The sequence below is a fragment of the Streptomyces sp. CG4 genome, assembly GCF_041080655.1.
Taxonomy (GTDB): domain Bacteria; phylum Actinomycetota; class Actinomycetes; order Streptomycetales; family Streptomycetaceae; genus Streptomyces.
In genome coordinates this window covers 7904829-7929178 of record NZ_CP163525.1, presented here as the reverse complement: position 1 = coordinate 7929178, position 24350 = coordinate 7904829, and the positions used below count along the sequence as shown (strand labels likewise).

Here is a 24350-nt window from a genome sequence, read left to right as displayed (position 1 = left end):
CACGATCGACGTGTCCGCGAGAGTGGAGTTCTCTACCCGTCGAGCGGAAAGCGGTAGACGGTCGACGGCCTGGCTCGGAAGCCGAGGCGCTCGTAGAGCCGGTTCGCTGCCGCACGATCCGGCCGGGAGGTGAGGTCCACCGTCCGGGCGCCCGCCTCCCGGGCGATCCGCACGGCTTCCTCGGTGAGCAGGCCGGCAACTCCCTGGCCTCGCGCCGCACGGTCGACGACCACGTCTTCGATACGGGCCCGCAGACCGGACGGCAGGGGCAACAGCACCAGAGTCAGGGTCCCGATGATCGCCTCGGACGTCCGGGCGACCAGCACCGTGTTGGCGTCACAGGTCACCATCCGGTCGACTGCTTCGCGGTCGAGGGGCTTCGCCGTCGACGACAGCTGCGGCAACAGCCGGCCGAAGGCGTCGACGAGTTCCTGGCTCGCTTCCCGGGCGATGTCTACACGGACGTTCATGCACGGAGCCTATCCATCACCAGGCAGCCGGGCCTTGCTCCGGCCCGGAGACTGACACGAGTGCGCCGCGCAGGCTGAGGAAGAGCGTCCGGGAGCGTCCGAGGACGACTGACACGTACCTTCAGCCGTCATCGTCTCCGCCAACTCCGCAGCGACGCCGCCCCGTTGGACCGCCCGTTCCGCCGCCCGCAGCGGACAGCCCGTGCCCACGCGGGAGGTCAGGTCCGCGCGGAGGGCGGTCAGTTCGGCCATGCGCGCGTCGATGACCCGGATCTTGTCCTGGAACAGGGCGGACAGGGCCTCGGCGCTGTCCGGGGCGTCCCGCAGTTCCGCGCCGTGCCGGGCGATCTCGGCCAGCGTGAAGCCGAGCGCCTGCGCGGTGCGGACGTAGCGCAGCCAGATCACCGTCTCCGGCGGGAAGTCGCGGTAGCCGTTGGGCAGCCGGGCGCCGTCGAGCAGGCCGATCTTCTCGTAGAAGCGCAGGGTGTCCTTCGACAGGCCCGTACGCGCGGCCAGTTCTCCGATCCGCATGGCTCCCCCACCGCCTGGTCCCCGCCGCCCGGTCGACTTGACCTTGGAGCGTACTCCGCTGTCTAGCGTGGGCGACGCCCGAGCGAGTCCCGACCCTGAGCCCCCGAGGTGCCTGCCATGCCCCCTTCTTCCTTCCCGTCCCCCGCCTATCTGCGCCTCGTCCGCGTCAGCGGCTGGTACGACCTGATCGTCACGGCCGGGTTCGCGACACCCTGGACGTATGCGCTGCTGCATCACCTGCTGTCGGCCGGCGGCGACGCGACCGGTCTCGGCGCCATGCCCGCGCTCACCCCCCTGCAGACCCTGTACGCCAACCTGATGGGCTCGGTCGTGGTGGTCTGGGCCGTACTGCGCGTCGTACGACCGCTGCCGCTGCACGGACTGCTCGACGGCACCGCCCGCGCCCTCTTCTCCCTCTGGCAGGCATACGCGCTGGCGCACGGCGGGCCCGGGGTGCTGTGGCCGTTCCTCGCGGTGGAGGTCTCGTTCGGCGTCGCCCAGCTCGCCCCGTGGGCACGGATGCGGGCCGCCGGCCTGCGGAAAACGTGCCAGGACTCGTGAATTGGCCTTGGGGCGAGGCTCGTCGCAGCCGCTAGCGTCGCGTCATGCGCATTCGAATCGTGGACGCCTTCACCGACCGCCCCTTCGCCGGCAACCCGGCCGGAGTCCTGCTCCTCGACGACGTCTTCCCGGACGACGACTGGCTCCAGAACGTCGCCATGGAGGTCAACCACGCCGAGACGGCGTTCGCCCACCGGTTGCCCGCGGGCGGCGAGGCGGACTGGGCGCTGCGCTGGTTCACGCCCGTCGCCGAGGTGGCGATGTGCGGGCACGCGACCCTCGCCACGGCCCACGTCCTGCACACCACCGGCGCCCACGAGGGCCCGGTGCGGCTCGCCACCCGCAGCGGCGTGCTCATCGCCACCCCCGCCGACGACGGCTCGATCACCCTCGACTTCCCGACCGCCCCGCTGACCCGGGTCGAGCTCCCGGCCGGGATCGCCGAGGCGCTGGGGGCCGAGCCCGTCGCCGCCTTCGACACCGGGGCGAACGTCGGTGACCTGCTCGTGGAACTGGCCGACGAGAAGACCGTCCTCGGCCTCGCGCCGGACCACAGGTCCCTCGGCGCCTACTCCTCGCGCGGTGTCATCGCCACCGCCCGTGCCGACGACCCGTCCCGCGGTTACGACTTCGTCTCCCGCTGTTTCTTCCCGAACGTCGGCATCGACGAGGACCCGGTCACCGGCAGCGCCCACACCGCGCTCGCCCCGCACTGGTCGGCGCGCCTCGGCCGCGACGACCTCACCGGGCTGCAGGCCTCCCGCCGCACCGGCCTGGTCCGCACCGGTCTGCGCGGCGACCGCACCCTGCTGACCGGCCGCGCGGTCACGGTCATCGAGGGCGAGCTGCACGCCTGAGCGGGTGGAGCCGGACGGCTGAGCGGGCGCTGCCTTCGGTCCTCAGGCCGTCGGCAGCCAGCCGACCTTCCCCGCGAGGAGGGCGTAGCCGACGAAGGCGCCGATGTCGAGCAGGGAGTGCGCGACGACCAGGGGACCGACCCGGCCCCAGCGGCGGTACAGGTACACGAACACCACGCCCATGACCATGTTGCCGAGGAAGCCGCCGACGCCCTGATAGAGGTGGTACGAGCCGCGCAGGACCGCGCTGGCCACCAGCGCGGTTCCCGGAGTCCAGCCCAACTGGCCCAGCCTGCGCAGCAGATAGCCGACGACGATGACCTCTTCGAGGACCGCGTTCTGCAGGGCGGACAGGATCAGCACCGGGTACTTCCACCACACATCCGGCAGCGCCTCGGGGACGACCGTGAGATTGAAGCCGAGGCCGCGGGCGGCCAGGTAGAAGGCGATCCCGGTGCTGCCGATCACCGCCGCGATCCCGGCGCCCCGGGCCAGGTCGGGCCGAGGGCGGGTGCGGTCGAAGCCGAGGGTGCGCAGGCCGACGCCCTCGCGCAGCAGGAGGTGGGCGACCAGGGCGACGGGGACCAGCGCGGTGGTGATGCCGAACAGCTGCCAGGCCAGGTCGAGCCAGGGACGGCCGGGCGCGGCCGAGGCGTTGAGGGTGGCCGCCTGGTCCTTCAGGCCGCCGGGCTTGGTGACCGAGCCGATGAAGCTGATCAGTGCGGAGACCCCGCTCGCGCCCAGCGAGAGCGCGAGGACGAGCAGCGTCTCGTCCCGCAGGATCCGCCGCGGGTCGCGCTCGCGCGCCCCGGGTTCGGCCACCGAGTCAGCCTCCACCTGCACCCCTGCCTCCCTGCGGCTCACGGGCCCTACGGCCCACCTTCGCCCCGCAAGGATCGCAGAAGCGGAGGGGAGGACGGCGTACCGGGCCGTCGCACACGAGCAGCACCGGTACGCCTGTGTACGACGCTCACCCCAGATCGGCGCAACCCGGCGGAGCGACCTTCATCCCATGGGAACCGGTTCCGGCAACCCCACCGGCCACGTGTGCACCGGCTCCCCCACATGCATCAGCTCGGCATAGCGCCGCGTCGTCGCGGCGAGCGCCCCCTGACGGGTCAGCCCCTGCTCCAGCGCCCGATGGAAGGTCGCCGCCTGCCAGGACGCCCCGTTCACCCGGCGCCGGCAGCGCTCCTCGATGACGCCCAGATACAGGTCGCGGTCGGCCGCTTCCACACCCCACGCGTCCAGCCCGGCCGCGGCCAGCGGGAGCAGCTCGTCGCGGATCAGGGTGACCGCGTCGACCACTGCCGTGCCGCCGTAGCGCCCTCGCCGGGGCCACACGAACCGCGCGTCGATGCCGTACCGGCACGCGGCGTCGAAGTTGGCCTCGGCCGCGGCGAAGGGCAGCCGGGTCCACACCGGCCGGGACTCCTCGGCGAAGGCGCGGACCAGACCGTAGTAGAAGGCCGCGTTGGCGATCACATCGGTGATGGTCGGCCCGGCCGGCAGCACCCGGTTCTCCACCCGGAGATGCGGGACGCCGTCGGCGATGCCGTACACCGGCCGGTTCCAGCGGTAGATCGTGCCGTTGTGCAGCACCAGTTCGGCGAGTCTGGGCGTGCCGCCGGCCGCGATGACGTTCAGCGGCTCCTCGTCGTCGCAGATCGGGAGCAGTGCCGGGAAAAAGCGCAGGTTCTCCTCGAACAGCTCGTACGCGGAGGTGATCCACCGCTCGCCGAACCAGGTGCGCGGCCGTACGCCCTGCGCCTGCAGTTCGGGCGGGCGGGTGTCGGTGGACTGCAGGAACAGCGGGGGCCGGGACTCGCGCCACAGCTCGCGGCCGAACAGGAACGGTGAGTTGGCGCCCACGGCGATCTGCGCGGCGGTCGCCACCTGCGCCGCGTTCCACACGTCCGCGAACCGGGCCGGGGTGACCTGCAGATGCAGCTGTACGGAGGTGCAGGCGGCCTCCGGGACGATCGACTCGGTCGTGCAGACGAGGTGCTCCACGCCCTCGATGTCGAGCCGGAAGTCCTCTCCGCGCGCGGCCACGATCTGGTCGTTGAGCAGGGTGTAGCGGTCGACCTCGGAGAGGTTGGCGGAGACCAGGTCGTCGCGGTCGAGCGTGGGCAGGATGCCGATCATGACGATGCCCGCGTCCACCTCGACGGCCTTGCGATGGGCGTAGGCGAGCGAGGTGCGCAGTTCCTCGGCGAGCCGGTCGAATACCCGGCCGCCCAATCTGTGTGGGGCGATGTTGACTTCCAGATTGAACATGGCGAGTTCTGTTTGGAAATCGCGGCTCGCGATGCGCTCCAGTACCTGCCCGTTCAACATTTTCGGCATACCGTCGGGTCCAGCGAGATTCAATTCGATCTCGACTCCCATGAGGTTCTTGGGACGGTCGAATCGCTTCTCGCGCAACAGCCGCTCCAGTCCCATGAGGCACTTCTGGAGCTTTTCGCGGTAGCGCTGGCGATCGGACAGGTCGAACTGCCCTGCCACGACCTTCTCCCCCATCGAAGTGTCCCTCCTCGGATGGGCGGGCCGACGATCCGGCCGCCGGGCTCCCGGTCAGTGGGGGGATGATGCCCAGCGGATGCGATCGATAACGTCCCGCGCGAGCGTGGCGCCCGCTACCCTGTCGGAATGTTCCCCGCGGCACATTCACGGGGCATGGGGCAGTCCGTTTCATCGAGTTCCCAGAACGACTCGTGAAAAACGCCGACGACATTCGGCCGACCGCTACCGATGCGTATGTCGAGGTCAGCAGTGGCGGACCGGCCCGGGAATCGGGTGAAGTCCCGCAAATCGACGGCGTATTACCGCCTTGCGTCGCCCCCGGAAATGGGATAGACGAAACAACGGCCGAACAGGCGTCGTATAAACTTCGCCCACAAGGCAGAAGGCTGACGCCCTCGGTCCTGGTACCTGCCGTGTTCAGGCCGTCCTGGTGACGGGCGGCAGGCCGAGCCGCACCCATGCTCACCGAACCGGGCCTGCACCCTTTCGGCCTTGCGTGAGCAGACAGCGTCGTCCGCCCCACCCCTCCTCGCGCCGCCGCGCCTGTCGAATGAGAGAGGCGACCCACATGCCGCTGCACGTGCCCCCTGCCCCCGCGCCCGCCCTGCGTTCCGTCCTCGCCGCCCTCGGCTCACCCACCGCGGTCCGTGAGGCCCGCACCCCCTCCCTGCGTGCCGCGCAGGGCCCGACGACACCCGAACTCCCGCTGCCGGTGCACGTGCTGGACCGGATCACGGCGCAGGGGCTGTCCGCGACCCGGCTGGCCGGCTGGCGCTTCCTGATACGGTCCGGCGACCGAGCGGTGGCCGCGGCCGAGACCATGCTCACGCCCGACGGCTGGACCTTCTCGCACTTCTTCGAGGGCCCCTACGTCACCTCCACCGAGCGCGCCCTGCAGCAGGCCGAGGCGCTGCAACAGCCGTACCAGCCGCGCCTGCTGTCGGTGCCCGGCCTGTACATGCTGACCCTGTGGCTGCACGCCGACACCACCGCCGACGGAGCCGAGGGACATCCGGGCGGCACCGATCTGCTCGTCCCGCTGGCGCCGGCCCCGCCCGGCATAGCGACGCACCGCCCGTTCCCGGTCACGGAGCTGCTGCCGGTGCTGACCCATCGTGCGACCCCCGTGCCGCTGCTGGGGCCACCCGTGCTGGGCTCGCCCGCCTGACGACCGCGCGACGGCCGCGCGACGACCACTGTCGTACCCCGCTTGCCCGGACGGGAAGCGGGGTACGTTCATGTCAGGGCGTCTGGCCTGCATGGACTAGCCCCATCCGGCCACTGCGAACCACCCAAAGGGACAGTGCACTTGGACTGAACCGTCCGCCCGGGTGACGCGTCATGAACCTGTGAGAAGCGGTGCTGCGAAATCCCTGCGGAATGACGCCCAGAGGGCAACACTGGGTTCCGACCGACTTATGACCACGGGGGACGGCCATGACCACGACAGAGCGAAAGATCCCACCCATGTGCCAGCACCAGCCGCCGTGTCCACCAGCCGAGTCCGCCGACCGGGAGTCCGCCCGTCTCGTGGCGCACCACCCGGAGCAGGGCTGGAGTCTGCTGTGCAACGGCGTCCTGCTCTTCGAGGACACCGGTGAGCTGCTGCCCGACGGCCGGATCATCGGTCCGCACCGCCCGCTCGGTGCGGACCAGGTGATGACCGCCGCCTGAGCGGAGCACGAACGACCTCAAGGGGCCGGCCGCACCCGCACGGTGCGCACCGGCCCCGACCTGTGTCCGAGGGCGGTCACGGTCGGTGACCGCATGTCGGCGCAGCGCCTCGGACGGCGGCTCAGCCCTTGGTGGCGCCCGCGGTGAGGCCGCCGACGAGCTGTCGTTCGGCGACGGATCAGAAGGCCAGGGCGGGGACCATGGCGAGCACGAGGTAGGCGAAGACGCGCGCGGTGTCGGCGGCGTACTGGCCCTGGAACTGCTGCACCCCGATCGGGATGGTCCACCAGGTCGAGACGGTGAACACCAGCAGCGGCAGGAAGAAGTTGTTCCAGCTGGTGACGACAGCGAGGACGGAGACCGTGCCGAGCGCGGGCCGGGCCATCGACAGCAGCACCCGCCAGAAGAAGCCGAGCGGTCCGCAGCCGTCCAGCGTGGCGGCCTCCTCCAGCTCGCCGGGAATCTGCCGGAAGAAGCCGCGCAGGATGATGATCGTCATCGGCAGGCCGAACGCCGCCTGCGGAAGGATCACGCCCAGCGGGTTGTCCAGCATGCCGAGCGACCGCAGCAGCAGGAACAGCGGCAGCGCCGCCACCGCGAACGGGAACATCAGCCCCATGATGAACAGCGTGAACAGGACTTCCCGGCCGCGGAAGGCGAACCGCGCGAAGGAGAAGGCGGCGAGCGCGGAGACCGCGACGACGAGGACGGTCGTACCGACCGCGATCAGTGTGCTGTTGCCGACCAGCCGCCAGAAGGAGCCCGAGCCGAGGATGTCGCCGTAGTTGGCGAACAACCAGGGGCTGGGCAGCCCCACGGGGTTGCGGGAGAGCTGGCCGGTGGACTTGAAGCCGGAGGCGCGCCGATGCCGGCTCTCCTGAAGAGCGCCTTGTTGTACCGGAAGCCGACCATGCCGATGTCGAACGGGATGCCGTACAGCTTGTCGTCGAGGAGGTACGGCTGCCTCGCCACCGGCAGCAGCCGGCCGGCCCAGGGCCTGGCGCGATCGGTGAGGTCCTCGACCAGCCCGGCGTCCACCTGCTGCGCGAGGACGCCGCCGCCCCAGGTGTGGAAGAGGTCCGGCAGCTTCCCCGGAGGCGGTCAGCGCGGTCATCTTCGACTTGTAGGCGTCGTTCTCCAGCTGGACGATCTTGATCTTGACCTGGGGGTTCTGGGCCTCGAAGGTCTTCGCCAGGTTCGCCCACACGGTCTTGGCGGGTTCCGTGGTCGAGATGTTCCACCACTCGATCGTGGTCGTCCCCGAGGACGACCCTCCGTCCGAGTCGCCGCCGCAGCCGCTGAGTGTTGTCGCCCCGAGACCGGCCGCGACGGAGACCGCGAGGAAGCCGCGGCGGGACGGTGCAGGGTCGCGCCCATCGCTCCTTCGAAACTTCGGAATTGCCGTGGAGAGGGCTCGGACGGAGTGAGGCCGGTCCGTGTCGCGCTGCGGCTCGTTCACGGCAGCATGAGCATGGAGGCGAGCCCGTCGGCCGGCACGGCGGTGCCCCGACGGTCCGCCCGGCTGGTCGAATCGGCGGGACGGGAGTGGGATGGAAGGAAGCAAGCAAGGGCCTTGCAGGGCGGGCACGTCCACGCGCGAGACACCCGGCGTCGCCCGCGAGGGACGGTGGAGTGATGTCCGGTTACGACGCCTCGGCGGCCGCACGGGTGGTGGTCGGTGTGAGCGGCTCCCTGGGCAGCGTCACGGCCCTGCGGCGGGCCACCGCGCTGGCCCGGCGACTGGGAGCGGAACTGTGGCCCGTACTGGCCTGGGAGCCGCCGGGCGGTGACCCCGCCGCGCGCCGCTCCCCCGCCGCCGGTCTGCTGATCGAGGACTGGCAGCGGCTCGCCAGACAGCGGCTGGCCGCGGTGCTCGACGAGATCTTCGGCGGGAACGCACCCGGGGTGCCCGTACACGCGCTCGTCGTCCGCGGGGCACCGGGCCCGGCGCTGGTGGCGACCGCGGACCGGGAGGACGACGTCCTGGTAGTGGGCGCCGGCCGCCGCGGTCTGCAGCGCGCCTTCTCCGGCCGGGTCTCCCGGCACTGCCTGGCCCACGCGGTCTGCCCGGTCCTCGCGGTGCCCCCGTCGCCGCTGGAGTCGGAGTTGATGTCCGTGCACCGGCGGTACGCCTGGCATCTGCGCATGGACATCCGGGGGTTGTGAGGGCCGGACCGGTGACGGTGCGGACTCGGGAGAGCCGCGGGTTCGAGACGGTGGGGGCTCGGAGAGGCCGCCATGGAGACAAGCGGAACCGGGAAAGCCGTCCCGGACGAGGCGCGCCGAGGCAACCCGGAGCCACGACGCCGCCAGGCCCACCGGGATCGCGCCGGGCACACTGGGGCCCTCAGACGCACCGGGAACCCCGGGTGCACCGAGCCCGCCGGGGCCGATGCGGCCTCTGGGGCGGCTTGGGCCGCTGGGGTCTCCCGGCGGGCCGAGGTCGCTGCGTCCGTCGAGTCCGGCGGACGCGCTGGAGTCCCCGGGTTTCCCCGGCGCGCTGCGGCCGCGTCAAAATGCGTACGCCGGCCGTCAGGACGCCGTCAAGGAACGCTCCGGCGGGGCCGGGGCTGTCTAACGTCTCAGCCATGAGGCGCCGCGACGACACGCACACCCGGCCCATGGGTTCGCACCCGGCCGGTGCCGTCGGCGTGGCGTACGACCGTGACTGGCGCGCGGATGTGTGCACGGCGCTGCGCTGTGCCGGTGTGCTGCTCGGGCTGCTGCTGGGCGTCGACTGGGCGGCCGGCTCTCTCACCTGGTGGCGGGGCGGCCTGTGGGGCGTCCTCGCGCTGCTGTTGCTGCTCGTCCTGTTCCCGGTGCGGGTGTCGGCCGGTGCGGGCTGGCTGGCCGTGCGGCGCCTGCTGGTCACCCGCCGGGTCCGCACCGATCTGCTGGTCGCGGTGCGCCCGCTGGACGGCGTCGCTCAGCGGCTGATCCTGCGTGACACCCTCGGCAACCGGGTCGAGATCGACCCCGAGGTCCTGATCCGCAATCCGGACCTGTGGTACCTGCTCGACGAGGGCGTCCGGGTCTCCGAGGCGGCCGGCACCCTGCTGTGCGGCACGACGGCCCTGCACCGCCTCGCCCGCCGCGTCGACCGTGAGACGGCCCTGGGCGTGTTCCGGGTCTCCGACATGGAGTGAGGTGGTGCTTTCCAGGTACTGACACCATGACACTCGGTGGCCGTCCATGGGCCGACGCCCCGACGATTGACCCGAACGGCCGTGTTCCCGGCAAACCTCTCCGGCCTCCCGTTCTTGATGCGGCTCTGCCCCTTCCGGGCCATTCTTAACGCAAGTTTGACGCCTCCCGCGCCCGGATCCGTGGGCCCCAACGTCACTCTCTGCATACGCTGGTGCCGCCGTCCGCGTGATGGCCGGAAAGAGCTGAGCCGCACCCAGGAGCACGCCGATGGCCACGACCGAACACCCTCCTCCCAGTCGCTTGCGCAACTGGATGCTGGAGGGGCTGTCCGACATGGGCAAACACGGCGGCCACACCGGGCCCCACGCCGAACCCGAGCCCCCGCACCAGGGCCAGCGCTGGTGGCGCGTGATGTGCCTGACGGGTGTCGACTACTTCTCCACCCTCGGCTACCAGCCGGGCATCGCGGCGCTCGCGGCCGGTCTGCTGGGGCCGATCGCGACCATCGTCCTCGTCATAGTCACCCTGGCCGGCGCGCTTCCGGTGTACCGCCGGGTCGCCGAGGAGAGCCCGCACGGCGAGGGTTCGATCGCCATGCTGGAGCGGCTGCTGTCCTTCTGGCAGGGCAAGCTCTTCGTGCTCACGCTGCTCGGCTTCGCCGCCACCGACTTCCTGATCACCATCACCCTGTCGGCCGCGGACGCCTCCACCCACCTGGTGGAGAACCCGCACCTGACCAGCGCCCTGCACGGCCACCAGATGGTGATCACGCTGTTCCTCGTGGCCCTGCTCGGTGCCGTGTTCCTCAAGGGCTTCCTGGAGGCGATCGGCGTCGCGACCGCGCTGGTCGGCATCTACCTCGCGCTCAACGTCGTCGTCGTGATCGTCGGCCTCTACCACGTGGTCACCGCGGGACATGTCATCACCGACTGGTCCAGCGCGCTGACCGCGCAGCACGGCAACATCTTCGTCATGATCGGCGTGGCGCTGATCGTATTCCCCAAACTCGCGCTCGGCCTCTCCGGCTTCGAGACCGGCGTCGCCGTCATGCCGCACGTCCAGGGCGACCCGGACGACACCGAGGAGAAGCCGACCGGCCGGATCCGGGACACCAAGAAGCTGCTCAGCACGGCCGCGATCATCATGAGCGCGTTCCTGATCACCACCAGCTTCATCACCACGCTGCTCATCCCGGCGGACGACTTCAAGACCGGCGGCCAGGCCAACGGCCGCGCGCTCGCGTTCCTCGCACACGAGTACCTCGGCGGCGCCTTCGGCACGGTCTACGACGTCTCGACCATCGCGATCCTGTGGTTCGCCGGCGCCTCCGCCATGGCGGGTCTGCTCAATCTGATGCCGCGCTATCTGCCCCGCTACGGCATGGCCCCACACTGGGCCCGCGCGGTGCGCCCGATGGTCATCGTCTTCACGCTCGTCGCCTTCCTGGTCACCTGGCTCTTCGACGCCGATGTCGACGCGCAGGGCGGCGCCTACGCCACCGGTGTGCTGGTCCTGATCAGCTCCGCGGCGATCGCCGTGACCATCGCGGCGCGCAAGGCCGGGCAGCGCAAGTGGACCATCGGCTTCGGCGTGATCTCGGCGGTGTTCCTCTACACGACCGTCGTGAACGTCATCGAGCGCCCGGACGGTGTGAAGATCGGTGCCTGCTTTATCGCGGGCATCATCCTGGTCTCGTTCCTGTCCCGGCTGGCCCGTGCTTTCGAGCTGCGCGTGACCAGCGTGACGCTCGACCCGCTGGCGGAACGCTTCATCAGGGACATGGCCAGCCGCAAGATGCGGTTCATCGCCAACGAGCCGGGACACCGGGACAAGGCCGAGTACCGCGACAAGATCGAGCAGATCCGCGCCGACAACGACATGCCCGAGCAGGAGGACTTCGTCTTCGTCGAGGTCACGCTCACCGACCCCTCCGAGTTCGAGGCGGGCCTGACCGTGCGCGGCGAGGTGCTGCACGACCGCTACCGCGTGCTGACCCTGGAATCCGCCTCCATCTCCAACGCCCTGGCGGCCCTTCTCCTGCACGCCCGCGACATGACGGGCTGCACCCCGCACATCTACTTCGAGTGGACCGAGGGCAACCCGTTCGCCAACTTCCTGCGCTTCTTCCTCTTCGGGCAGGGCGAGGTCGCCCCGGTCACCCGCGAGGTCCTGCGCGAGGCGGAACCGGACCGGGCGCACCGACCGCGCGTCCACACCGGCTGAGCCCTGGACCGGGCAGCGCCGAGCCGCCCGGCTCGGCGCTACTTCCCGAACCACCGCCGAGGCGGGCGTGCCTCCACCTTGCCCATGCTCAGCCGCCCGCCTATCGCCACCCGGAGCGCGACCGGCGCCTCGGGATCGCGAGCCGGGCGGAGCTTGGTCTTGCTGTGGGCGATCGCCAGCGAGTCGGCGTCGACGACCATGCCGGGCCGGGTGAGCAGGCGCAGGGTGCCGCCGCACATGTCCAGGTCGATGTCGAGGGCGTCGTGCGTGATCACGGCTTCGGAGAAGTCCAGGGTCACGTTCCCCCACACGCCTACGATCTCCAGGCGGCGCGGCACGACCCAGCGGCCCTCGCGCTTGGCCGAGGCGTACTGCTGCTCGATCCGGCGACGTCCTTGGCCGCCGCGGCCGCCGGAGCCGGGGCGGTCTCCTGCGGCAGGTCGGCGGTGAGCACCGCCAGCTGCCCGAGCGACCGCGCGGACAGGGCGGCGGTCACCCGCTCGTCCAGCTCCTCATGGGTGAGCCGGCCCTCGCCCGCGGCGGCCGCCAGCGCCTCCACCACCCGGTCCCGGTCCGCGTGCGAGGCACGCAGCCCGTCCGGCACCTCCGCGTCCACCATGTCGGCCGCCATCCCCTCACCCCGATTCAGCATGTCCCCGCAGGGAGCCACGACAGAAGACTAACGCTATATCGCGTTATACCCAACGGCCAACCCCACGTCCACAGTTCCCAGCGTGTGGCCCTATCGTGACCGACATGCAGTCCTACACGATCGGCCAGGCGGCACGGCTGCTCGGCGTGAGCCCGGACACCGCCCGCCGCTGGGCCGACGCGGGCCGGGTGGCGACCCATCGCGACGAGTCCGGGCGGCGGCTCATCGACGGCAAGGATCTCGCCGCGTTCTCCGTCGAACTGGCCAAGGCGGGCAGCGGCGAGGAAGACGCCCCCTACACCTCCGTCCGCAACGCGTTCCCCGGCATCGTCACGGCGATCAAGCTCGGTGACGTAGCCGCCCAGGTGGAGATCCAGGCGGGCCCGCACCGGCTGGTGTCGCTGCTGACCCGGGAAGCCGTCGAGGAACTCGGCCTGGAGGTCGGCATGGAGGCCACGGCGCGCGTGAAGTCCACCAACGTGCACATCGACCGCGTCTGACCCGGCACGCCCCGGCGCTCGTCTCTGCGCTCGCCTCTGCCCTCTCCCGGCCCTCGTTCTGCGCATACGGCGCCGGAGACGCCCTACCGGCACATCAGCGCGGCCCACAGATCGAGCCGGTCCCGCAGCCGGGACAGATCGCGCCCGGTGAGCCGCTCGATGCGCTCCACCCGGTAGTGCACGGTGTTGACGTGCAGATGTAGCGCCTGGGCCGTACGCGCCCAGGAGCCGTCGCAGGCCAGGAAGGTCTCCAGGGTGCTCAGCAGGACGGCGATGGCGGGCCGGTCGCTCTCCAGCAGCGGGCCGAGAACCCTGTGGCTGTAGGCGTCGCGCACGTCGGCCGGCACCCCCGTGAGCAGGGCGTCGAGGGTGGTGAGGGCACCGGCGTCGACGAGCCGGGAGGCGCCGGGCGCGGTGGTGCGGGCCGAAGTCAGGGCGTAGTGGGCCTGTGCCAGCGCACCGCGCAGGCCTTCGGGTTCCGCCGCGGGCACGCCGATGCCGCCGTGCAGCGCGACGCCCGGCGCACAGTCGGCGACCAGTGACCACACCTCGTCCGCCCAGCCGTCCGCCCAGCCGTCAGCGCAGCCGTCGGTCGAACCGTCCGCCGCGCCGCCGGACAGCACCGCGAAGGCGCACCCGTCCGGCAGCCGCCCCACGGCAGCCGCGACGGCGGGAACCCCCTCACCCCCGTCCGCGCCCTCTCCAGCACCGCCGCCCGCCTCCACCAGATGCCCGGCCACCTCGGCCAACGCCCCCTCGGCGAGCAGCACTTCGGCCACCCCCGGCTGCCGTGCCTCCGGCGCTCGTACCTCCACGTCCGCGACGATCACCTGGTACGGCCCCGTCTCCGGCAGCCCGCACCGGCGCAGCGCGGCTCCCACCGTCCCGTCCTCCCGCCCGCCCGCAGCGGCCAGCAGCGCACCGAGTTCGTCCGCCGCGCGCGAACCGGCCGACGGACGACGGGCACCGGCCTCCTGACAGCGCGCCAGCACGGCGGCGACCTCGTGCAGCATGCGCGGCGGCGCACCGTCGGGATCGGGCAGATACAGCAGCCAGCGCTCGTAGGCGGACACACCGCCCGCGTCGACGGAGGCGGTCACCCCGGCCCCGTCCGCGACGAGTGCGACCGCCTCCCGGGCCGGCACGGCCGCCGCGCCCGCCGTGGCCGCGACCGTCCGCCCGGACGGGGTGAAGACGTACGCGGCGGCCCCGCCGAGGTGGGCGAAGGCCGCGCCGAGGACGGCGCCCGGCCCTGCCTCCTGCGCGAGCAGCCGGCTCAGCCGTACGCGCGTGTTCTCCGGCAGCGCCTGATGCCGGCTCAGCCCGCCCCACTGACGCAGATACACCGTGTCCGTGATCGACCGGAACATGATGTGCGCCGGCACCCCGACCACCGGCACCCGGTGCCGTACGCACGCCTCGACCAGGTCGTCCGGCACGGCCCCGTGGGTCTCCTCGCCCGCGAGCAGCGCGGCCGCCCCCGCGTCCTTCAGTGCCGAGACGAACCGCTCCGCCCTGCCGGAGCCGCCGTCGGGCGACCACCACACCAGTCCGCTGAGCACCACCTCGCCGGGCCGCACGAACCGGGCCGGGTCCTCCAGGTCCGTGACGGTCACTCCGCTGATTTCACGCCTCAGCAGCGCGTCCTCCGCCCACAGCAGGCGCAGGCCGAGGGAGGCGTCCCCCAGGAGGTGTTCCACGTGCATGTGCTGGCTCCTCGTACGGCCGCCGGGCGGCGAGCAGACCGTCCGGCATCTCGCATTCGCGAGCCGAGTGCGAGAGGAAACATCGTAAATGCAAGCTTTCGAGAGCGGATGCTTCTTGGTGGATCCTCCAGTGGGAGCAGCCGCGGCGTCGGAGTTTCCGTGCTCGGCACCAGTCGTCCGGGCCGTTTCCCGTTGGTTCACTTTCGGCCATGGACCTGAACACGGTGCTCGAGATACGAGACGCCAGGCGGCCCGCGCCGTGGCGGCCGGGGGACGCCTGGCTCGGCGGCGGAACGTACCTGTTCTCCGAGCCCCAGCCGCAGCTGCGGCGCCTGGTGGACCTGAGCCGGATGGGCTGGACACCCGTACAGCGCCACGCGGACGGCTCGCTGGAGCTCGCCGCCACCTGCACCATCGCCGAACTGTCGCGCTGCGCCCGGGACTTGATCGCCCCGGCGGCTCCCCTCTTCGAGCAGTGCTGCCGGGCGTTCCTCGCCTCGTTCAAGATCTGGAACATGGCCACGGTGGGCGGGAACCTGTGCAACGGGCTGCCGGCCGGCCCGATGATCTCCCTCACGGCCGCTCTCGACGGGGAGTGTCTGCTCCTCGCCCAGGACGGGGCCCGGCGCCGGGTCCGGGTCGCCGACTTCGTCATCGGAGCGGGTCGCAAGGACCTCGCCGCGGGCGAGCTGCTGCGCTCGGTCACCCTCCCCGCCCGTGCCCTGGCCTGCCGCACGGCGTTCCGGCAGACCTCGCTGTACGGCCTGGGCCGCTCGGCCGCCCTCGTCATCGGCACGCTCGACCCGGTCGACCACTCGGTCGCCATCACCGTCACCGCCGCCACGGTCCGTCCGGTGCGGCTGTGGTTCCCGCTGGCCCCGACGGCCGGGGCGCTGCGCGAGGCGATCGACGGGGCGGTCGCGGACGGTGAGTGGTTCGACGACATCCACGGACTGCCCGAGTGGCGGCGCCACATGACGTTCCGGTTGGCGGAGGAGATCCGCCGCGAGCTGACGGAGGAGGAGCGGCGATGAAGGTGGAGCGGCGATGAAGGTGGACGTCAACGGCCGGACCTTCGAGGAGGAGCCCCGGCCAGGCCAGTGCCTGCGCACCTATCTGCGCGAACGCGGCTGGTTCGGGGTGAAGAAGGGCTGCGACCAGGGCGACTGCGGCGCCTGCACGGTCCACGTCGACGGCGAGCCCGTGCACAGCTGCCTGTACCCGGCCTTCCGGGCCGACGGCCACCGCGTCACCACGGTCGAGGGCCTGGCCGCCCCGGACGGCGAACTCCATCCCGTCCAGCAGAAGTTCCTCGACGCCCAGGGCTTCCAGTGCGGTTTCTGCACGGCCGGCTTCCTGATGACCACGGCCGCCCTCGACGTGGACAAACTGGCCGATCTGCCAAGGGCGTTCAAGGGCAACCTGTGCCGCTGCACCGGCTACCGGGCCATCGAGGACGCCGTCCGCGGGGTGAAGAACGTGGAGGCGCCCGCGCCCGGCGAGTCCGTCGGCCGCAGCCTGCCCGCCCCGGCCGGACCGCAGGTCGTCACCGGCACCGCCCGCTACACCTTCGACATCGACGTGCCCGGCCTGCTGCACATGAAGCTGCTGCGCTCCCCGCACGCGCACGCCCGCATCCTCGCGATCGACACCTCCGCCGCCCTGCGCGTCCCCGGCGTCCAGGCCGTGTTCACCCACCACGACGCCCCGGAACGGCACTTCTCCACCGCCCGCCATGAGCACCCCGAGGAGGACCCGGACGACACCCGGGTCCTGGACGACACGGTCCGGTACGTCGGCCAGCGTGTGGCGGCCGTCGTCGCCGACAGCGAGGCGGCCGCCGAGGAGGGCTGCCGGCGGATCGAGGTGACGTACGAGGAGCTGCCCGCCGTACTCGACCCCGAGGAGGCCATGCGGCCGGGGGCGCCCGTGGTCCACGACAAGGACGCGGGAACGGCCCGGATCTCCCGCCCGCAGGACAACGTCGTCGGCGAGGCGCACGGCGAGATCGGCGACATCGCGGCGGGCTTCGCCGAGGCGGACGTCGTCTACGAGGAGACCTTCCGCACCCAGCGGGTCCAGCACGCCAGTCTGGAGACGCACGGCGCGGTCGCCTGGATCGACGAGGACGGCCGGCTCACCGTCCGCACCAGCTCCCAGACCCCCTTCCTCACCCGCCGCGCCCTGTGCACCCTGTACGACCTGTCCGAGGAACAGGTCCGGGTGATGGCGGGCCGGGTCGGCGGCGGGTTCGGCGGCAAGCAGGAGATGCTGGTCGAGGACATCGTGGCCCTCGCCGTGCTGAGACTGCGCCGCCCGGTGAAACTGGAGTACACCCGCGCCGAGCAGTTCTACGGCGCGACCACCCGGCACCCCTTCACGATCCGGGTGAAGGCGGGCGCCCGCCGCGACGGCACCCTCACCGCCCTCCAACTGCGCGTCGTCGCCAACACCGGTGCGTACGGCAACCACGGCCCGGCCGTGATGTTCCACAGCGTCGGCGAGTCCATGGCGGTCTACCGCGCCGCGCACAAACAGGTCGACGCCTACTCGGTGTACACGCACACCGTCCCGGCGGGCGCCTTCCGCGGCTACGGCCTCGGCCAGGTGCTGTTCGCGGTGGAGTCCGCGCTGGACGAGCTGGCCCGCCAACTTGGCCTGGACCCGCTGGAGTTCAAGGCCCGCAACATCATCGGCCCCGACGAGCCGATGCTCACGCCCGGCGGCCACGAGGAGGACCTGCACATCGCGAGCTACGGCCTCGACCAGTGCCTGTCGATCGTGCGCCGGGCGCAGGCCCAGCCCGGTGAACCCGCCCCCGAGGGCTGGCTGCTGGGCGAGGGCGCGGCCCTGGCGATGATCGCGACCGGCCCGCCCGGCGGCCACATCGCCGACGCCAAGGCCACACTGCTGCCCGACGGCACCTTCGATCTGGCCGTCGGCACCGCCGAGTTCGGCAACGGCACCACGACCGTGCACCAGCAGATCGCGGCCGGTGAACTCGCCACCACCGTCGACCGGATCACCATCCGCCAGTCCGACACGGACGTCGTACGGCACGACACCGGCGCGTTCGCCTCCACCGGCACGGTCGTCGCCGGCAAGGCCACCCTGCGTGCCGCCCGTGCCCTCGCCGACCAGCTGCTGGACTTCGCCGCCGCCCAGCTGGGCGTGGAGCGCGCGAACTGTCGGCTCACCGAGGAGGCCGTCCTGCACCCCGGCGGACGCCTGCTGCTCAAGGAGGTGTACGCGGCCTCCCGCGCGGTCGGCCTCGCACTCGCCGCCGACGGGCACTTCGGCGGGACCCCGCGCTCGGTCGCCTTCAACGCGCACTGGTTCCGGGTGGCGGTCGACCCCGGCAGCGGCGAGATCCGCATCCTGCGCAGTGTGCACGCGGCCGACGCCGGCAAGGTGATGAACCCGATGCAGTGCCGGGGCCAGGTGGAGGGCGGCGTCGCCCAGGCGCTCGGCGCCACGCTCCTCGAGCAGGTGCTGCTGGACGAGCGGGGCGCGGTCGACACGGCCGCCTTCCGCCGCTACCGGCTCCCGCAGTACGCCGATGTGCCGCGCACCGAGGTGCACTTCATGGAGACGGCCGACGCGATCGGGCCGCTGGGCGCGAAGTCGATGAGCGAGAGTCCGTTCAACCCGGTCGCCCCGGCCCTGGCGAACGCCCTGCGGGACGCGACGGGTGTGCGGTTCACCGAGGTGCCGCTGCTGCGTGACCGGGTGTGGCGGGAGCTGGAGCGGCACAGCGGTAGCCGCCGTCCACTCGGATCGCCGTGATCCCGCTGATGTGCCGGGCCCCGCACCGGTCCTGCGGGAGCACCAGCTGGGGCCCGGCCGCGTCCAGCGGGGTGCCGTCGATGCGCACGCCCAGCAGGACGGGCGCGTGGGCGAAGTCCGGGTCGATCTCGGCCCAGGACAGCACGGCGTGGTGGCCGTCGGTGCCGGTGATAGCGATGAGGAAGCGCAGCCGGTCCTTGCGCCGTGCCGGGTCGAAGTCCGGCCCGGCGTCGACGAGGACGTCGTACAGGCGCGGACCGGCGAACCGGTGGTGCTGGATGCCGCTGGTCGCGCACTCGAAGCTGACGTCCACCCGGTGCTGCGGCCAGCGGAGCAGGTCCGGCACGGTCAGCCGGGCGGGCCGGGCCAGATCGCCGGTCAGGTCGAGTTCCGCGAGCGTCACCTGCGACCACCTCCCGCAGCACCGTACCCGCCGTGGCGCACCGTGCAAACGCACATGCAAGCTACAGGTCACGAGTTCGCAGCTCATGCGATGTGACAGGAGACTTACAGCTGGCAGATGCGGCAGTATCATCGCCGCACGGCGGACTTCCCCCGGCCGTGACAGGGCGCGACAGTTGTTCCACAGAACGCGAGGAGTAGAAACGTGATGACCCGTTCCGTGCGCCGGACCCGGCGGATGCTGCAGCTGGCCGGTGCGGGAGCCGCCGCCCTGATGGCACTCAGCGCCTGCTCCTCCTCGTCCGACTCGGCCAAGTCGACGGACACCTCGGCCTCGTCCGGCGCGTCGAACGCGCAGAAGCTGTCCGGCACGGTCACCGTGTTCGCGGCCGCCTCGCTGAAGGAGAGCTTCACGACCCTGCAGCAGGAGTTCGAGAAGCAGCACCCGGGCACCAAGGTCACCTTCAACTTCGGCGGCAGCGACACCCTGGCCGCGAGCATCACCGGCGGCGCCCCGGCGGACGTCTTCGCCGCCGCCAGCCCCAAGACCATGAAGATCGTCACGGACAAGAAGGACGCGGTCGGGACCCCGGCCACCTTCGTCCGCAACCAGCTGGAGATCGCCACGGTGCCGGGCAACCCGCACAAGGTGGCCTCGCTGAACGACCTCACCAAGTCCGGCCTGAAGGTCGTGCTGTGCGACAAGACGGTGCCGTGCGGCGCCGCCGCGCAGAAGGTCCTGGACGCCGGCCATCTCAAGCTCACCCCGGCCTCCTACGAGCAGGACGTCAAGAGCGCCCTGAACAAGGTGGAGCTGAAGGAGGCCGACGCCGCGATCGTCTACAAGACCGATGTACACGCCGCGGGTGACAAGGTGCAGGGCGTGGAGTTCCCCGAGTCGGCCAAGGCTGTCAACGACTACCCGATCACCCTGCTGAAGAACGCGCCGAACGCCGAGGCCGCCAAGGCGTTCATCGCCTTCGTGCAGTCCCCCGAGGGCCAGAAGGTGCTGAGCCAGGCGGGCTTCCTCAAGCCGTGACCTCGCTCCTCGAGCCCGGCGCCGCGGCCGGCCCCCGCACGGGCCGACCGCGGCGCCGCCGCGTCGGCACGGGGAGCCGACGCGGCGTGCCGTTGCCGCTGCTGCTGCCGGGTCTGGTGGCGCTGGCGTTCCTGCTGCTGCCGCTGGTCGCGCTGCTCATCCGCGCACCCTGGGGCAGTCTGCCGGGCCAGCTGTCCAGCACCGAGGTGTGGCAGGCGCTCCAGCTCTCGCTGGTCAGCGCCACCGCGGCGACGGCCGTCAGCCTCGTCCTGGGCGTGCCCCTGGCCTGGCTGCTGGCCCGTACGGACTTTCCCGGCCGGGGGTTCGTACGGGCCCTGGTGACCTTGCCCCTGGTGCTGCCGCCGGTGGTCGGCGGTGTGGCGCTGCTGCTGGCGCTCGGCCGCAACGGGGTGATCGGCACCTGGCTGGACTCCTGGTTCGGGATCACACTGCCGTTCACCACCACCGGGGTCGTGATCGCGGAGTCGTTCGTCGCGATGCCGTTCCTGGTCATCAGCGTCGAGGGCACCCTGCGCGCGGCCGACCCGCGTTTCGAGGAGGCGGCGACGACGCTCGGCGCGTCCCGCTTCACCGCGTTCCGCCGGGTCACCCTGCCGCTGATCGCGCCCGGCATCGCGGCCGGGTCGGTGCTGGCCTGGGCGCGTGCGCTCGGCGAGTTCGGCGCGACGATCACCTTCGCGGGCAACTTCCCCGGCCGCACCCAGACCATGCCCCTCGCGGTCTATCTGGCCCTGCAGAACGACCCCGAGGCCGCGATCTCGCTCAGCCTGGTCCTGCTGGTGGTCTCGATCGCGGTACTGGCCGCGCTCAGGGACCGCTGGATGACGGGAGCGTGATCATGGCAGCGGGACCGGGCCGTGTGCGAACGTACGGACCCATGACCGACATCGACGCCCCCGAGGCCGACCTGCGCAACATGGGCGACGAGGGACTCGATGCCCACCTCGTCGTCGACCGTGGCTCCTTCCGGCTGGACGTGACCATGGCGGCCGCCCCCGGAGACGTCGTAGCCCTCCTCGGCCCCAACGGCGCCGGCAAGACCACCGCCCTACGCGCCCTGGCCGGCCTGGTCCCGCTCACCGACGGCCACCTCTTCCTGGACGGCGTCTCCCTGGACCGCACTCCCCCGGAGTCCCGCCCGGTCGGCGTGGTCTTCCAGGACTATCTGCTCTTTCCGCATCTGTCCGCGCTGGACAATGTGGCGTTCGGGCCGCGCTGCCAGGGCGTGCCCAAGGCCGAGGCGCGTGCCCAGGCCGCCGCGTGGCTGGACCGGATGGGGCTCGCCGGCCACGCGGGCGTCAAGCCGCGTCGGCTGTCCGGCGGTCAGGCCCAGCGCGTGGCCCTCGCCCGCGCCCTGGCCACCCGCCCCCGGCTGCTGCTCCTGGACGAGCCGCTGGCCGCGCTGGACGCCCGTACCCGGCTGGAGGTCCGCGCCCAACTGCGCCGCCATCTGGCCGAGTTCGAGGCGGTCGCCGTCCTCGTCACGCACGATCCGCTGGACGCCATGGTGCTCGCGGACCGGCTGGTGGTGATCGAGCACGGCCGGGTCGTCCAGGAGGGCACCCCCGGCGACATCGCCCGCCATCCGCGCACCGACTACATCGCCCAGCTCGTCGGCCTCAACCTCTACCGGGGCCAGGCGGAGCGGCACACGGTACGACTCGACGCGGGTCCTTCGATCACCACCACGGAAGACCTGTCCGGGCCGGTCTTCGTGGCGTTCCCGCCCAGCGCCGTCACCCTGTTCCGGGAGCGGCCCACCGGTGCCAGCGCCCGTAACCTGTGGCGCTGCGAGGTGACCGGCCTGGAGACGCACGGCGACCAGATCCGCGCCGACCTCGGCGGCGAACTCCCCCTCGCCGCCGACCTCACCACGGTCGCCGCCGCCGAGCTCGAACTGCACCCGGGCGCGGCCGTCTGGGCGACGGTCAAAGCGACGCAGACACATGCATACCCGGCCTGAGCGGACGGCCACCCTACCGTGGGTGCCCATGACCCTGAGCATCCGCAACCAGCTCCCCGGCACGGTCACGGCGATCCAGCCGGGCGAGGCCATGGCCACCGTCAAGATCCGGCTCGACGGGGGCCAGGACCTGACCGCGGCGATCACCCTGGAGTCCGTCCGGGACCTGGGCCTCGCCGAGGGCGCCACGGTACGGGCCCTGGTGAAGTCGACCGAGGTCTCCCTCGCCACCGCGCCGATCGACCGCGTCTCCATCCGCAACCAGCTGCCGGGCACCGTCACCGACATCGCGGCCGGCGCCGCGATGGCCACCGTGAAGATCTCGATCGACGGTGGCTCGGTGACCTCCGCCATCACCAAGGAGTCGGCCACCGACCTCGGGCTCTCCACCGGCTCCGCCGTGGTCGCCCTGATCAAGTCCACCGAGGTGGCGCTGGCGACGGCCTGACACGGGCGAGGGCCCCGCCCGGAAACCGGACGCTGACTCTGTCGGGGATCTTGAGGATCCCCGGCGGGGCAGCGTGATCAACGGGCATGCTCGGCTCTGTTCAAGGACCGATGCAGTTGTCGAGGTGCTCGTTGTCGCTCCATGCCCGTTCTGGTGAGCAAGTCCCGTCTCTGACCGCGCAGATGGCGCGGGCGAGCAATCCGGGCGGTACAACGGCGATGTGGGTGAGAGACCACCTGGGCGGGCTGTGGGGTGACGAGGACTTCGCCGACTGGTACCCGCGTGACGGCCGCCCCAGCCTCTCGCCCGCCCAGCTGGCCACCGTCTGCGTGCTCCAGTTCCTCCTCGGTCTGTCGGACCGGCAGGCGGCCGAAGCGGTTCGCTGCCGCATCGATTTCAAGTACGCGCTGGCCATGGACCTGGACGATCCCGGCTTCCACCACAGCGTGCTGGCCGACTTCCGCGACCGTCTCACCGAGGACGGCCGAGCCGACCGTCTCCTCGACCTCGCGCTCGCGCGCCTGAAGGAGGCCGGTCTCGTCCGCGAGCGCACCACCCAGCGCACGGACTCCACCCACGTCCTGGCCGCGGTCCGCGACCTGACCCGGCTGGAACTGGTCACCGAGGCCGTCCGCGCCGCGCTGGAAGAACTGGCCGGCACAGCTTCGCACCTGCTGGCCGGCCTGGTCGACGAGGAGTGGGGGCGCCGCTACGGCCGCCCGGTCCGTCTGGGCAAGAACCCCACCCGCCCCAAGACCAGAATCCTCGCCACCGGAGGCGACGCCGTCCGGCTGATCGAGCACCTCGGGCAGCACGGGCCGGAACGCCTGTCCGGTCCCCGCGTCCAAGCCCTGCGGCAGATCATGGTGCAGAACTACTACCGCGACGGGGCCGGCCGCCTGCGCTGGCGCACCGCCGAGGACGGCGGGCTGCCGCCCTCTGCCGTCGCAGTCGTCTCGCCCTACGACCCGACGGCCCGCTACGCGCGCCGCGGACACATCACCCGCTGGAAGGGGTTCGTCGCACACCTCACCGAAACCTGTGATCCCGACGGCGTCAACGTGATCACAGATGTGGCCACCACCGACGCCACCGGGTACGACGCGAAGGCTCTGCCCGGCATCCACACCCGGCTCAAGCATCGCGGGCTGCTGCCCGCCGAGCATCTGGTCGACGGCGGCTACACCTCCCTGGTCCATCTGGAACAGGCAGCCCGCGAACAGTCAGGGTCACCGGACCACTGCCGGTCAACACCACCCGCCAGAACCGCAGGAACAACGGCTTCGGCCGCGACGACTTCCACATCGACTTCGACCGCCGCCAGGTCACCTGCCCGCAGGGCGAGACCAGCGCGGGATGGCACGGCCCCTACCCGACCTCCTCACCCACCGCGGCACCTCTGATCGTGGCACGGTTCACCAAGAGCCAGTGCCGTCCCTGCCCGGTCCGCACCCGCTGCACGACCACCACCGACAACGCCCGGAGCGTGGGCTTTCCCCCGCGAGAACTCCGTGACCTGCAACTCCGCGTCCGCGCCGAGCAGCAGACACCCGAATGGCAGGCCCGCTACGCGGTCCGCTCCGGAGTGGAAGGCACCATCAACGAACTCGCCCACGGACACGGCATGCGCCGCTGCCGCTACCGGGGACAGCACAAAGCCCACTTACAGCACGTGTTCACAGCCATCGCCGCAAACATCGAGCGCCTCAGCCGACGGCCGCCGACCGGAGAAACACCCCCGTCACGGCCGCCGACCGCCTTCCAGAACTACCTGGACCAGCACGGGATCCCCCGGCCGAGGTCTTGGCGGTCCGCCAGAGACTGAGCAGACCGCCAAGAACCCC

General features: G+C 71.7%; 23 protein-coding genes and 3 pseudogenes. 16 read left to right on the top strand and 10 right to left on the bottom strand.

Annotated elements, in window-relative coordinates:
* Positions 1 to 32: 32 nt before the first annotated feature.
* Both AB5L52_RS36255 and AB5L52_RS36250 read right to left on the bottom strand, forming a co-directional pair.
* A complete protein-coding gene (locus tag AB5L52_RS36255; RefSeq protein WP_351019589.1) occupies positions 33 to 470 on the bottom strand; it encodes a GNAT family N-acetyltransferase in 438 nt (145 codons plus the stop codon).
* A gap of 180 nt (positions 471 to 650) precedes the next feature.
* Positions 651 to 1001: pseudogene (locus AB5L52_RS36250) on the bottom strand (MerR family transcriptional regulator); the annotation flags it as partial.
* 117 nt (positions 1002 to 1118) lie between these two features.
* Between AB5L52_RS36250 and AB5L52_RS36245 the strand changes: the two are divergent.
* Positions 1119 to 1562, top strand: coding sequence for a hypothetical protein (locus AB5L52_RS36245; protein ID WP_351019586.1), 444 nt, complete (start codon positions 1119 to 1121; stop codon positions 1560 to 1562).
* A 44-nt stretch (positions 1563 to 1606) separates the two neighbouring features.
* Complete coding sequence (locus tag AB5L52_RS36240; protein ID WP_351019583.1) at positions 1607 to 2419, top strand: PhzF family phenazine biosynthesis protein; 813 nt, start codon at positions 1607 to 1609, stop codon at positions 2417 to 2419.
* A 42-nt stretch (positions 2420 to 2461) separates the two neighbouring features.
* On the opposite strand, the gene AB5L52_RS36235 is transcribed toward AB5L52_RS36240, so the two are convergent.
* Both AB5L52_RS36235 and AB5L52_RS36230 read right to left on the bottom strand, forming a co-directional pair.
* Positions 2462 to 3262 carry a type II CAAX endopeptidase family protein gene (locus tag AB5L52_RS36235; protein ID WP_351019581.1) on the bottom strand — a complete coding sequence of 267 codons (801 nt, stop codon included), beginning with the start codon at positions 3260 to 3262 and terminating at the stop codon, positions 2462 to 2464.
* Between the two features lie 162 nt (positions 3263 to 3424).
* Positions 3425 to 4942, bottom strand: coding sequence for a glutamate--cysteine ligase (locus tag AB5L52_RS36230; RefSeq protein ID WP_369367716.1), 1518 nt, complete (start codon positions 4940 to 4942; stop codon positions 3425 to 3427).
* 571 nt (positions 4943 to 5513) lie between these two features.
* Here AB5L52_RS36230 and AB5L52_RS36225 point away from each other — a divergent pair.
* On the top strand, positions 5514 to 6113 hold the full coding sequence (locus AB5L52_RS36225) for a hypothetical protein (RefSeq protein WP_351019575.1): 600 nt from the start codon (positions 5514 to 5516) through the stop codon (positions 6111 to 6113).
* A gap of 299 nt (positions 6114 to 6412) precedes the next feature.
* Positions 6413 to 6619, top strand: coding sequence for a DUF5999 family protein (locus tag AB5L52_RS36220; RefSeq protein ID WP_067135827.1), 207 nt, complete (start codon positions 6413 to 6415; stop codon positions 6617 to 6619).
* Positions 6620 to 6797: 178 nt separating this feature from the next.
* Here the strand turns inward: AB5L52_RS36220 and AB5L52_RS36215 are convergent.
* Positions 6798 to 7475, bottom strand: a pseudogene (locus AB5L52_RS36215) (carbohydrate ABC transporter permease); the annotation flags it as partial.
* Positions 7472 to 8018: pseudogene (locus AB5L52_RS36210) on the bottom strand (extracellular solute-binding protein); the annotation flags it as partial. The pseudogenes AB5L52_RS36215 and AB5L52_RS36210, both read right to left, overlap by 4 nt.
* Positions 8019 to 8254: 236 nt before the next feature.
* Between AB5L52_RS36210 and AB5L52_RS36205 the strand changes: the two are divergent.
* From AB5L52_RS36205 to AB5L52_RS36195, 3 genes are all read left to right on the top strand, one after another.
* Entirely contained in the window at positions 8255 to 8785 is a 531-nt protein-coding gene (locus AB5L52_RS36205; RefSeq protein WP_351019571.1) for a universal stress protein, read from the top strand.
* Between the two features lie 422 nt (positions 8786 to 9207).
* Positions 9208 to 9765 carry a hypothetical protein gene (locus AB5L52_RS36200; RefSeq protein WP_369367715.1) on the top strand — a complete coding sequence of 186 codons (558 nt, stop codon included), beginning with the start codon at positions 9208 to 9210 and terminating at the stop codon, positions 9763 to 9765.
* Positions 9766 to 10033: 268 nt separating this feature from the next.
* Positions 10034 to 11989, top strand: coding sequence for an APC family permease (locus AB5L52_RS36195; RefSeq protein WP_369367714.1), 1956 nt, complete (start codon positions 10034 to 10036; stop codon positions 11987 to 11989).
* 38 nt (positions 11990 to 12027) lie between these two features.
* On the opposite strand, the gene AB5L52_RS36190 is transcribed toward AB5L52_RS36195, so the two are convergent.
* Together AB5L52_RS36190 and AB5L52_RS36185 are read right to left on the bottom strand one after the other, a co-directional pair.
* Entirely contained in the window at positions 12028 to 12300 is a 273-nt protein-coding gene (locus AB5L52_RS36190; RefSeq protein ID WP_369367712.1) for a hypothetical protein, read from the bottom strand.
* A gap of 2 nt (positions 12301 to 12302) precedes the next feature.
* Positions 12303 to 12620 (bottom strand): DUF1707 domain-containing protein, encoded by a 318-nt coding sequence (locus AB5L52_RS36185; RefSeq protein WP_369367711.1) that lies wholly within the window; start codon positions 12618 to 12620, stop codon positions 12303 to 12305.
* Between the two features lie 125 nt (positions 12621 to 12745).
* Here AB5L52_RS36185 and AB5L52_RS36180 point away from each other — a divergent pair, with 125 nt between their 5' ends.
* Positions 12746 to 13141, top strand: coding sequence for a helix-turn-helix transcriptional regulator (locus AB5L52_RS36180; RefSeq protein WP_351019558.1), 396 nt, complete (start codon positions 12746 to 12748; stop codon positions 13139 to 13141).
* A gap of 83 nt (positions 13142 to 13224) precedes the next feature.
* Here AB5L52_RS36180 and AB5L52_RS36175 read toward each other — a convergent pair whose 3' ends face one another.
* On the bottom strand, positions 13225 to 14847 hold the full coding sequence (locus AB5L52_RS36175; protein ID WP_369367710.1) for a helix-turn-helix domain-containing protein: 1623 nt from the start codon (positions 14845 to 14847) through the stop codon (positions 13225 to 13227).
* Between the two features lie 209 nt (positions 14848 to 15056).
* Between AB5L52_RS36175 and AB5L52_RS36170 the strand changes: the two genes are divergently transcribed.
* Both AB5L52_RS36170 and AB5L52_RS36165 read left to right on the top strand, forming a co-directional pair.
* A complete protein-coding gene (locus tag AB5L52_RS36170) occupies positions 15057 to 15881 on the top strand; it encodes an FAD binding domain-containing protein (RefSeq protein WP_351019553.1) in 825 nt (274 codons plus the stop codon).
* Between the two features lie 13 nt (positions 15882 to 15894).
* Positions 15895 to 18633, top strand: a complete 2739-nt coding sequence (locus tag AB5L52_RS36165; protein WP_369367709.1) for a molybdopterin-dependent oxidoreductase — start codon at positions 15895 to 15897, stop codon at positions 18631 to 18633.
* Here AB5L52_RS36165 and AB5L52_RS36160 read toward each other — a convergent pair.
* On the bottom strand, positions 18548 to 19036 hold the full coding sequence (locus AB5L52_RS36160; protein ID WP_369367708.1) for a molybdopterin-dependent oxidoreductase: 489 nt from the start codon (positions 19034 to 19036) through the stop codon (positions 18548 to 18550). The two genes, AB5L52_RS36165 and AB5L52_RS36160, sit on opposite strands and share 86 nt — an antisense overlap.
* Before the next feature lie 207 nt (positions 19037 to 19243).
* Here AB5L52_RS36160 and modA point away from each other — a divergent pair, with 207 nt between their 5' ends.
* From modA to AB5L52_RS36130, 6 genes are all read left to right on the top strand, one after another.
* Complete coding sequence (gene modA / locus AB5L52_RS36155; RefSeq protein ID WP_369367707.1) at positions 19244 to 20074, top strand: molybdate ABC transporter substrate-binding protein; 831 nt, start codon at positions 19244 to 19246, stop codon at positions 20072 to 20074.
* On the top strand, positions 20071 to 20931 hold the full coding sequence (gene modB, locus AB5L52_RS36150) for a molybdate ABC transporter permease subunit (RefSeq protein ID WP_369367706.1): 861 nt from the start codon (positions 20071 to 20073) through the stop codon (positions 20929 to 20931). Before modA ends, modB begins: the two co-directional genes overlap by 4 nt.
* Before the next feature lie 41 nt (positions 20932 to 20972).
* Positions 20973 to 22058, top strand: a complete 1086-nt coding sequence (locus AB5L52_RS36145; RefSeq protein WP_351019539.1) for an ABC transporter ATP-binding protein — start codon at positions 20973 to 20975, stop codon at positions 22056 to 22058.
* A 28-nt stretch (positions 22059 to 22086) separates the two neighbouring features.
* The gene (locus AB5L52_RS36140) at positions 22087 to 22506 is read left to right on the top strand and encodes a TOBE domain-containing protein (protein ID WP_351580917.1); all 420 of its coding nucleotides are present in this window, start codon (positions 22087 to 22089) and stop codon (positions 22504 to 22506) included.
* Between the two features lie 224 nt (positions 22507 to 22730).
* Positions 22731 to 23909 carry a transposase gene (locus AB5L52_RS36135; protein ID WP_369367705.1) on the top strand — a complete coding sequence of 393 codons (1179 nt, stop codon included), beginning with the start codon at positions 22731 to 22733 and terminating at the stop codon, positions 23907 to 23909.
* Positions 23810 to 24331 (top strand): transposase, encoded by a 522-nt coding sequence (locus AB5L52_RS36130; protein ID WP_369369022.1) that lies wholly within the window; start codon positions 23810 to 23812, stop codon positions 24329 to 24331. The genes AB5L52_RS36135 and AB5L52_RS36130 overlap by 100 nt, the downstream gene beginning before the upstream one ends.
* The last annotated feature ends 19 nt before the right edge of the window (positions 24332 to 24350 follow it).

Bases quoted from the DNA above. Each gene is read 5' to 3' on its own strand.
- AB5L52_RS36240 (WP_351019583.1), top strand. From the start codon at position 1,607: ATGCGCATTCGAATCGTGGACGCCTTCACCGACCGCCCCTTCGCCGGC.
- AB5L52_RS36220 (WP_067135827.1), top strand. From the start codon at position 6,413: ATGTGCCAGCACCAGCCGCCGTGTCCACCAGCCGAGTCCGCCGACCGG.
- AB5L52_RS36205 (WP_351019571.1), top strand. From the start codon at position 8,255: ATGTCCGGTTACGACGCCTCGGCGGCCGCACGGGTGGTGGTCGGTGTG.
- AB5L52_RS36255 (WP_351019589.1), bottom strand. From the start codon at position 470: ATGAACGTCCGTGTAGACATCGCCCGGGAAGCGAGCCAGGAACTCGTC.
- modA (WP_369367707.1), top strand. From the start codon at position 19,244: ATGACCCGTTCCGTGCGCCGGACCCGGCGGATGCTGCAGCTGGCCGGT.
- AB5L52_RS36145 (WP_351019539.1), top strand. From the start codon at position 20,973: ATGACCGACATCGACGCCCCCGAGGCCGACCTGCGCAACATGGGCGAC.
- AB5L52_RS36180 (WP_351019558.1), top strand. From the start codon at position 12,746: ATGCAGTCCTACACGATCGGCCAGGCGGCACGGCTGCTCGGCGTGAGC.
- AB5L52_RS36200 (WP_369367715.1), top strand. From the start codon at position 9,208: ATGAGGCGCCGCGACGACACGCACACCCGGCCCATGGGTTCGCACCCG.
- AB5L52_RS36185 (WP_369367711.1), bottom strand. From the start codon at position 12,620: ATGGCGGCCGACATGGTGGACGCGGAGGTGCCGGACGGGCTGCGTGCC.
- AB5L52_RS36230 (WP_369367716.1), bottom strand. From the start codon at position 4,942: ATGGGGGAGAAGGTCGTGGCAGGGCAGTTCGACCTGTCCGATCGCCAG.
- AB5L52_RS36175 (WP_369367710.1), bottom strand. From the start codon at position 14,847: ATGCACGTGGAACACCTCCTGGGGGACGCCTCCCTCGGCCTGCGCCTG.
- AB5L52_RS36225 (WP_351019575.1), top strand. From the start codon at position 5,514: ATGCCGCTGCACGTGCCCCCTGCCCCCGCGCCCGCCCTGCGTTCCGTC.
- AB5L52_RS36165 (WP_369367709.1), top strand. From the start codon at position 15,895: ATGAAGGTGGACGTCAACGGCCGGACCTTCGAGGAGGAGCCCCGGCCA.
- AB5L52_RS36195 (WP_369367714.1), top strand. From the start codon at position 10,034: ATGGCCACGACCGAACACCCTCCTCCCAGTCGCTTGCGCAACTGGATG.
- AB5L52_RS36170 (WP_351019553.1), top strand. From the start codon at position 15,057: ATGGACCTGAACACGGTGCTCGAGATACGAGACGCCAGGCGGCCCGCG.
- AB5L52_RS36140 (WP_351580917.1), top strand. From the start codon at position 22,087: ATGACCCTGAGCATCCGCAACCAGCTCCCCGGCACGGTCACGGCGATC.
- AB5L52_RS36245 (WP_351019586.1), top strand. From the start codon at position 1,119: ATGCCCCCTTCTTCCTTCCCGTCCCCCGCCTATCTGCGCCTCGTCCGC.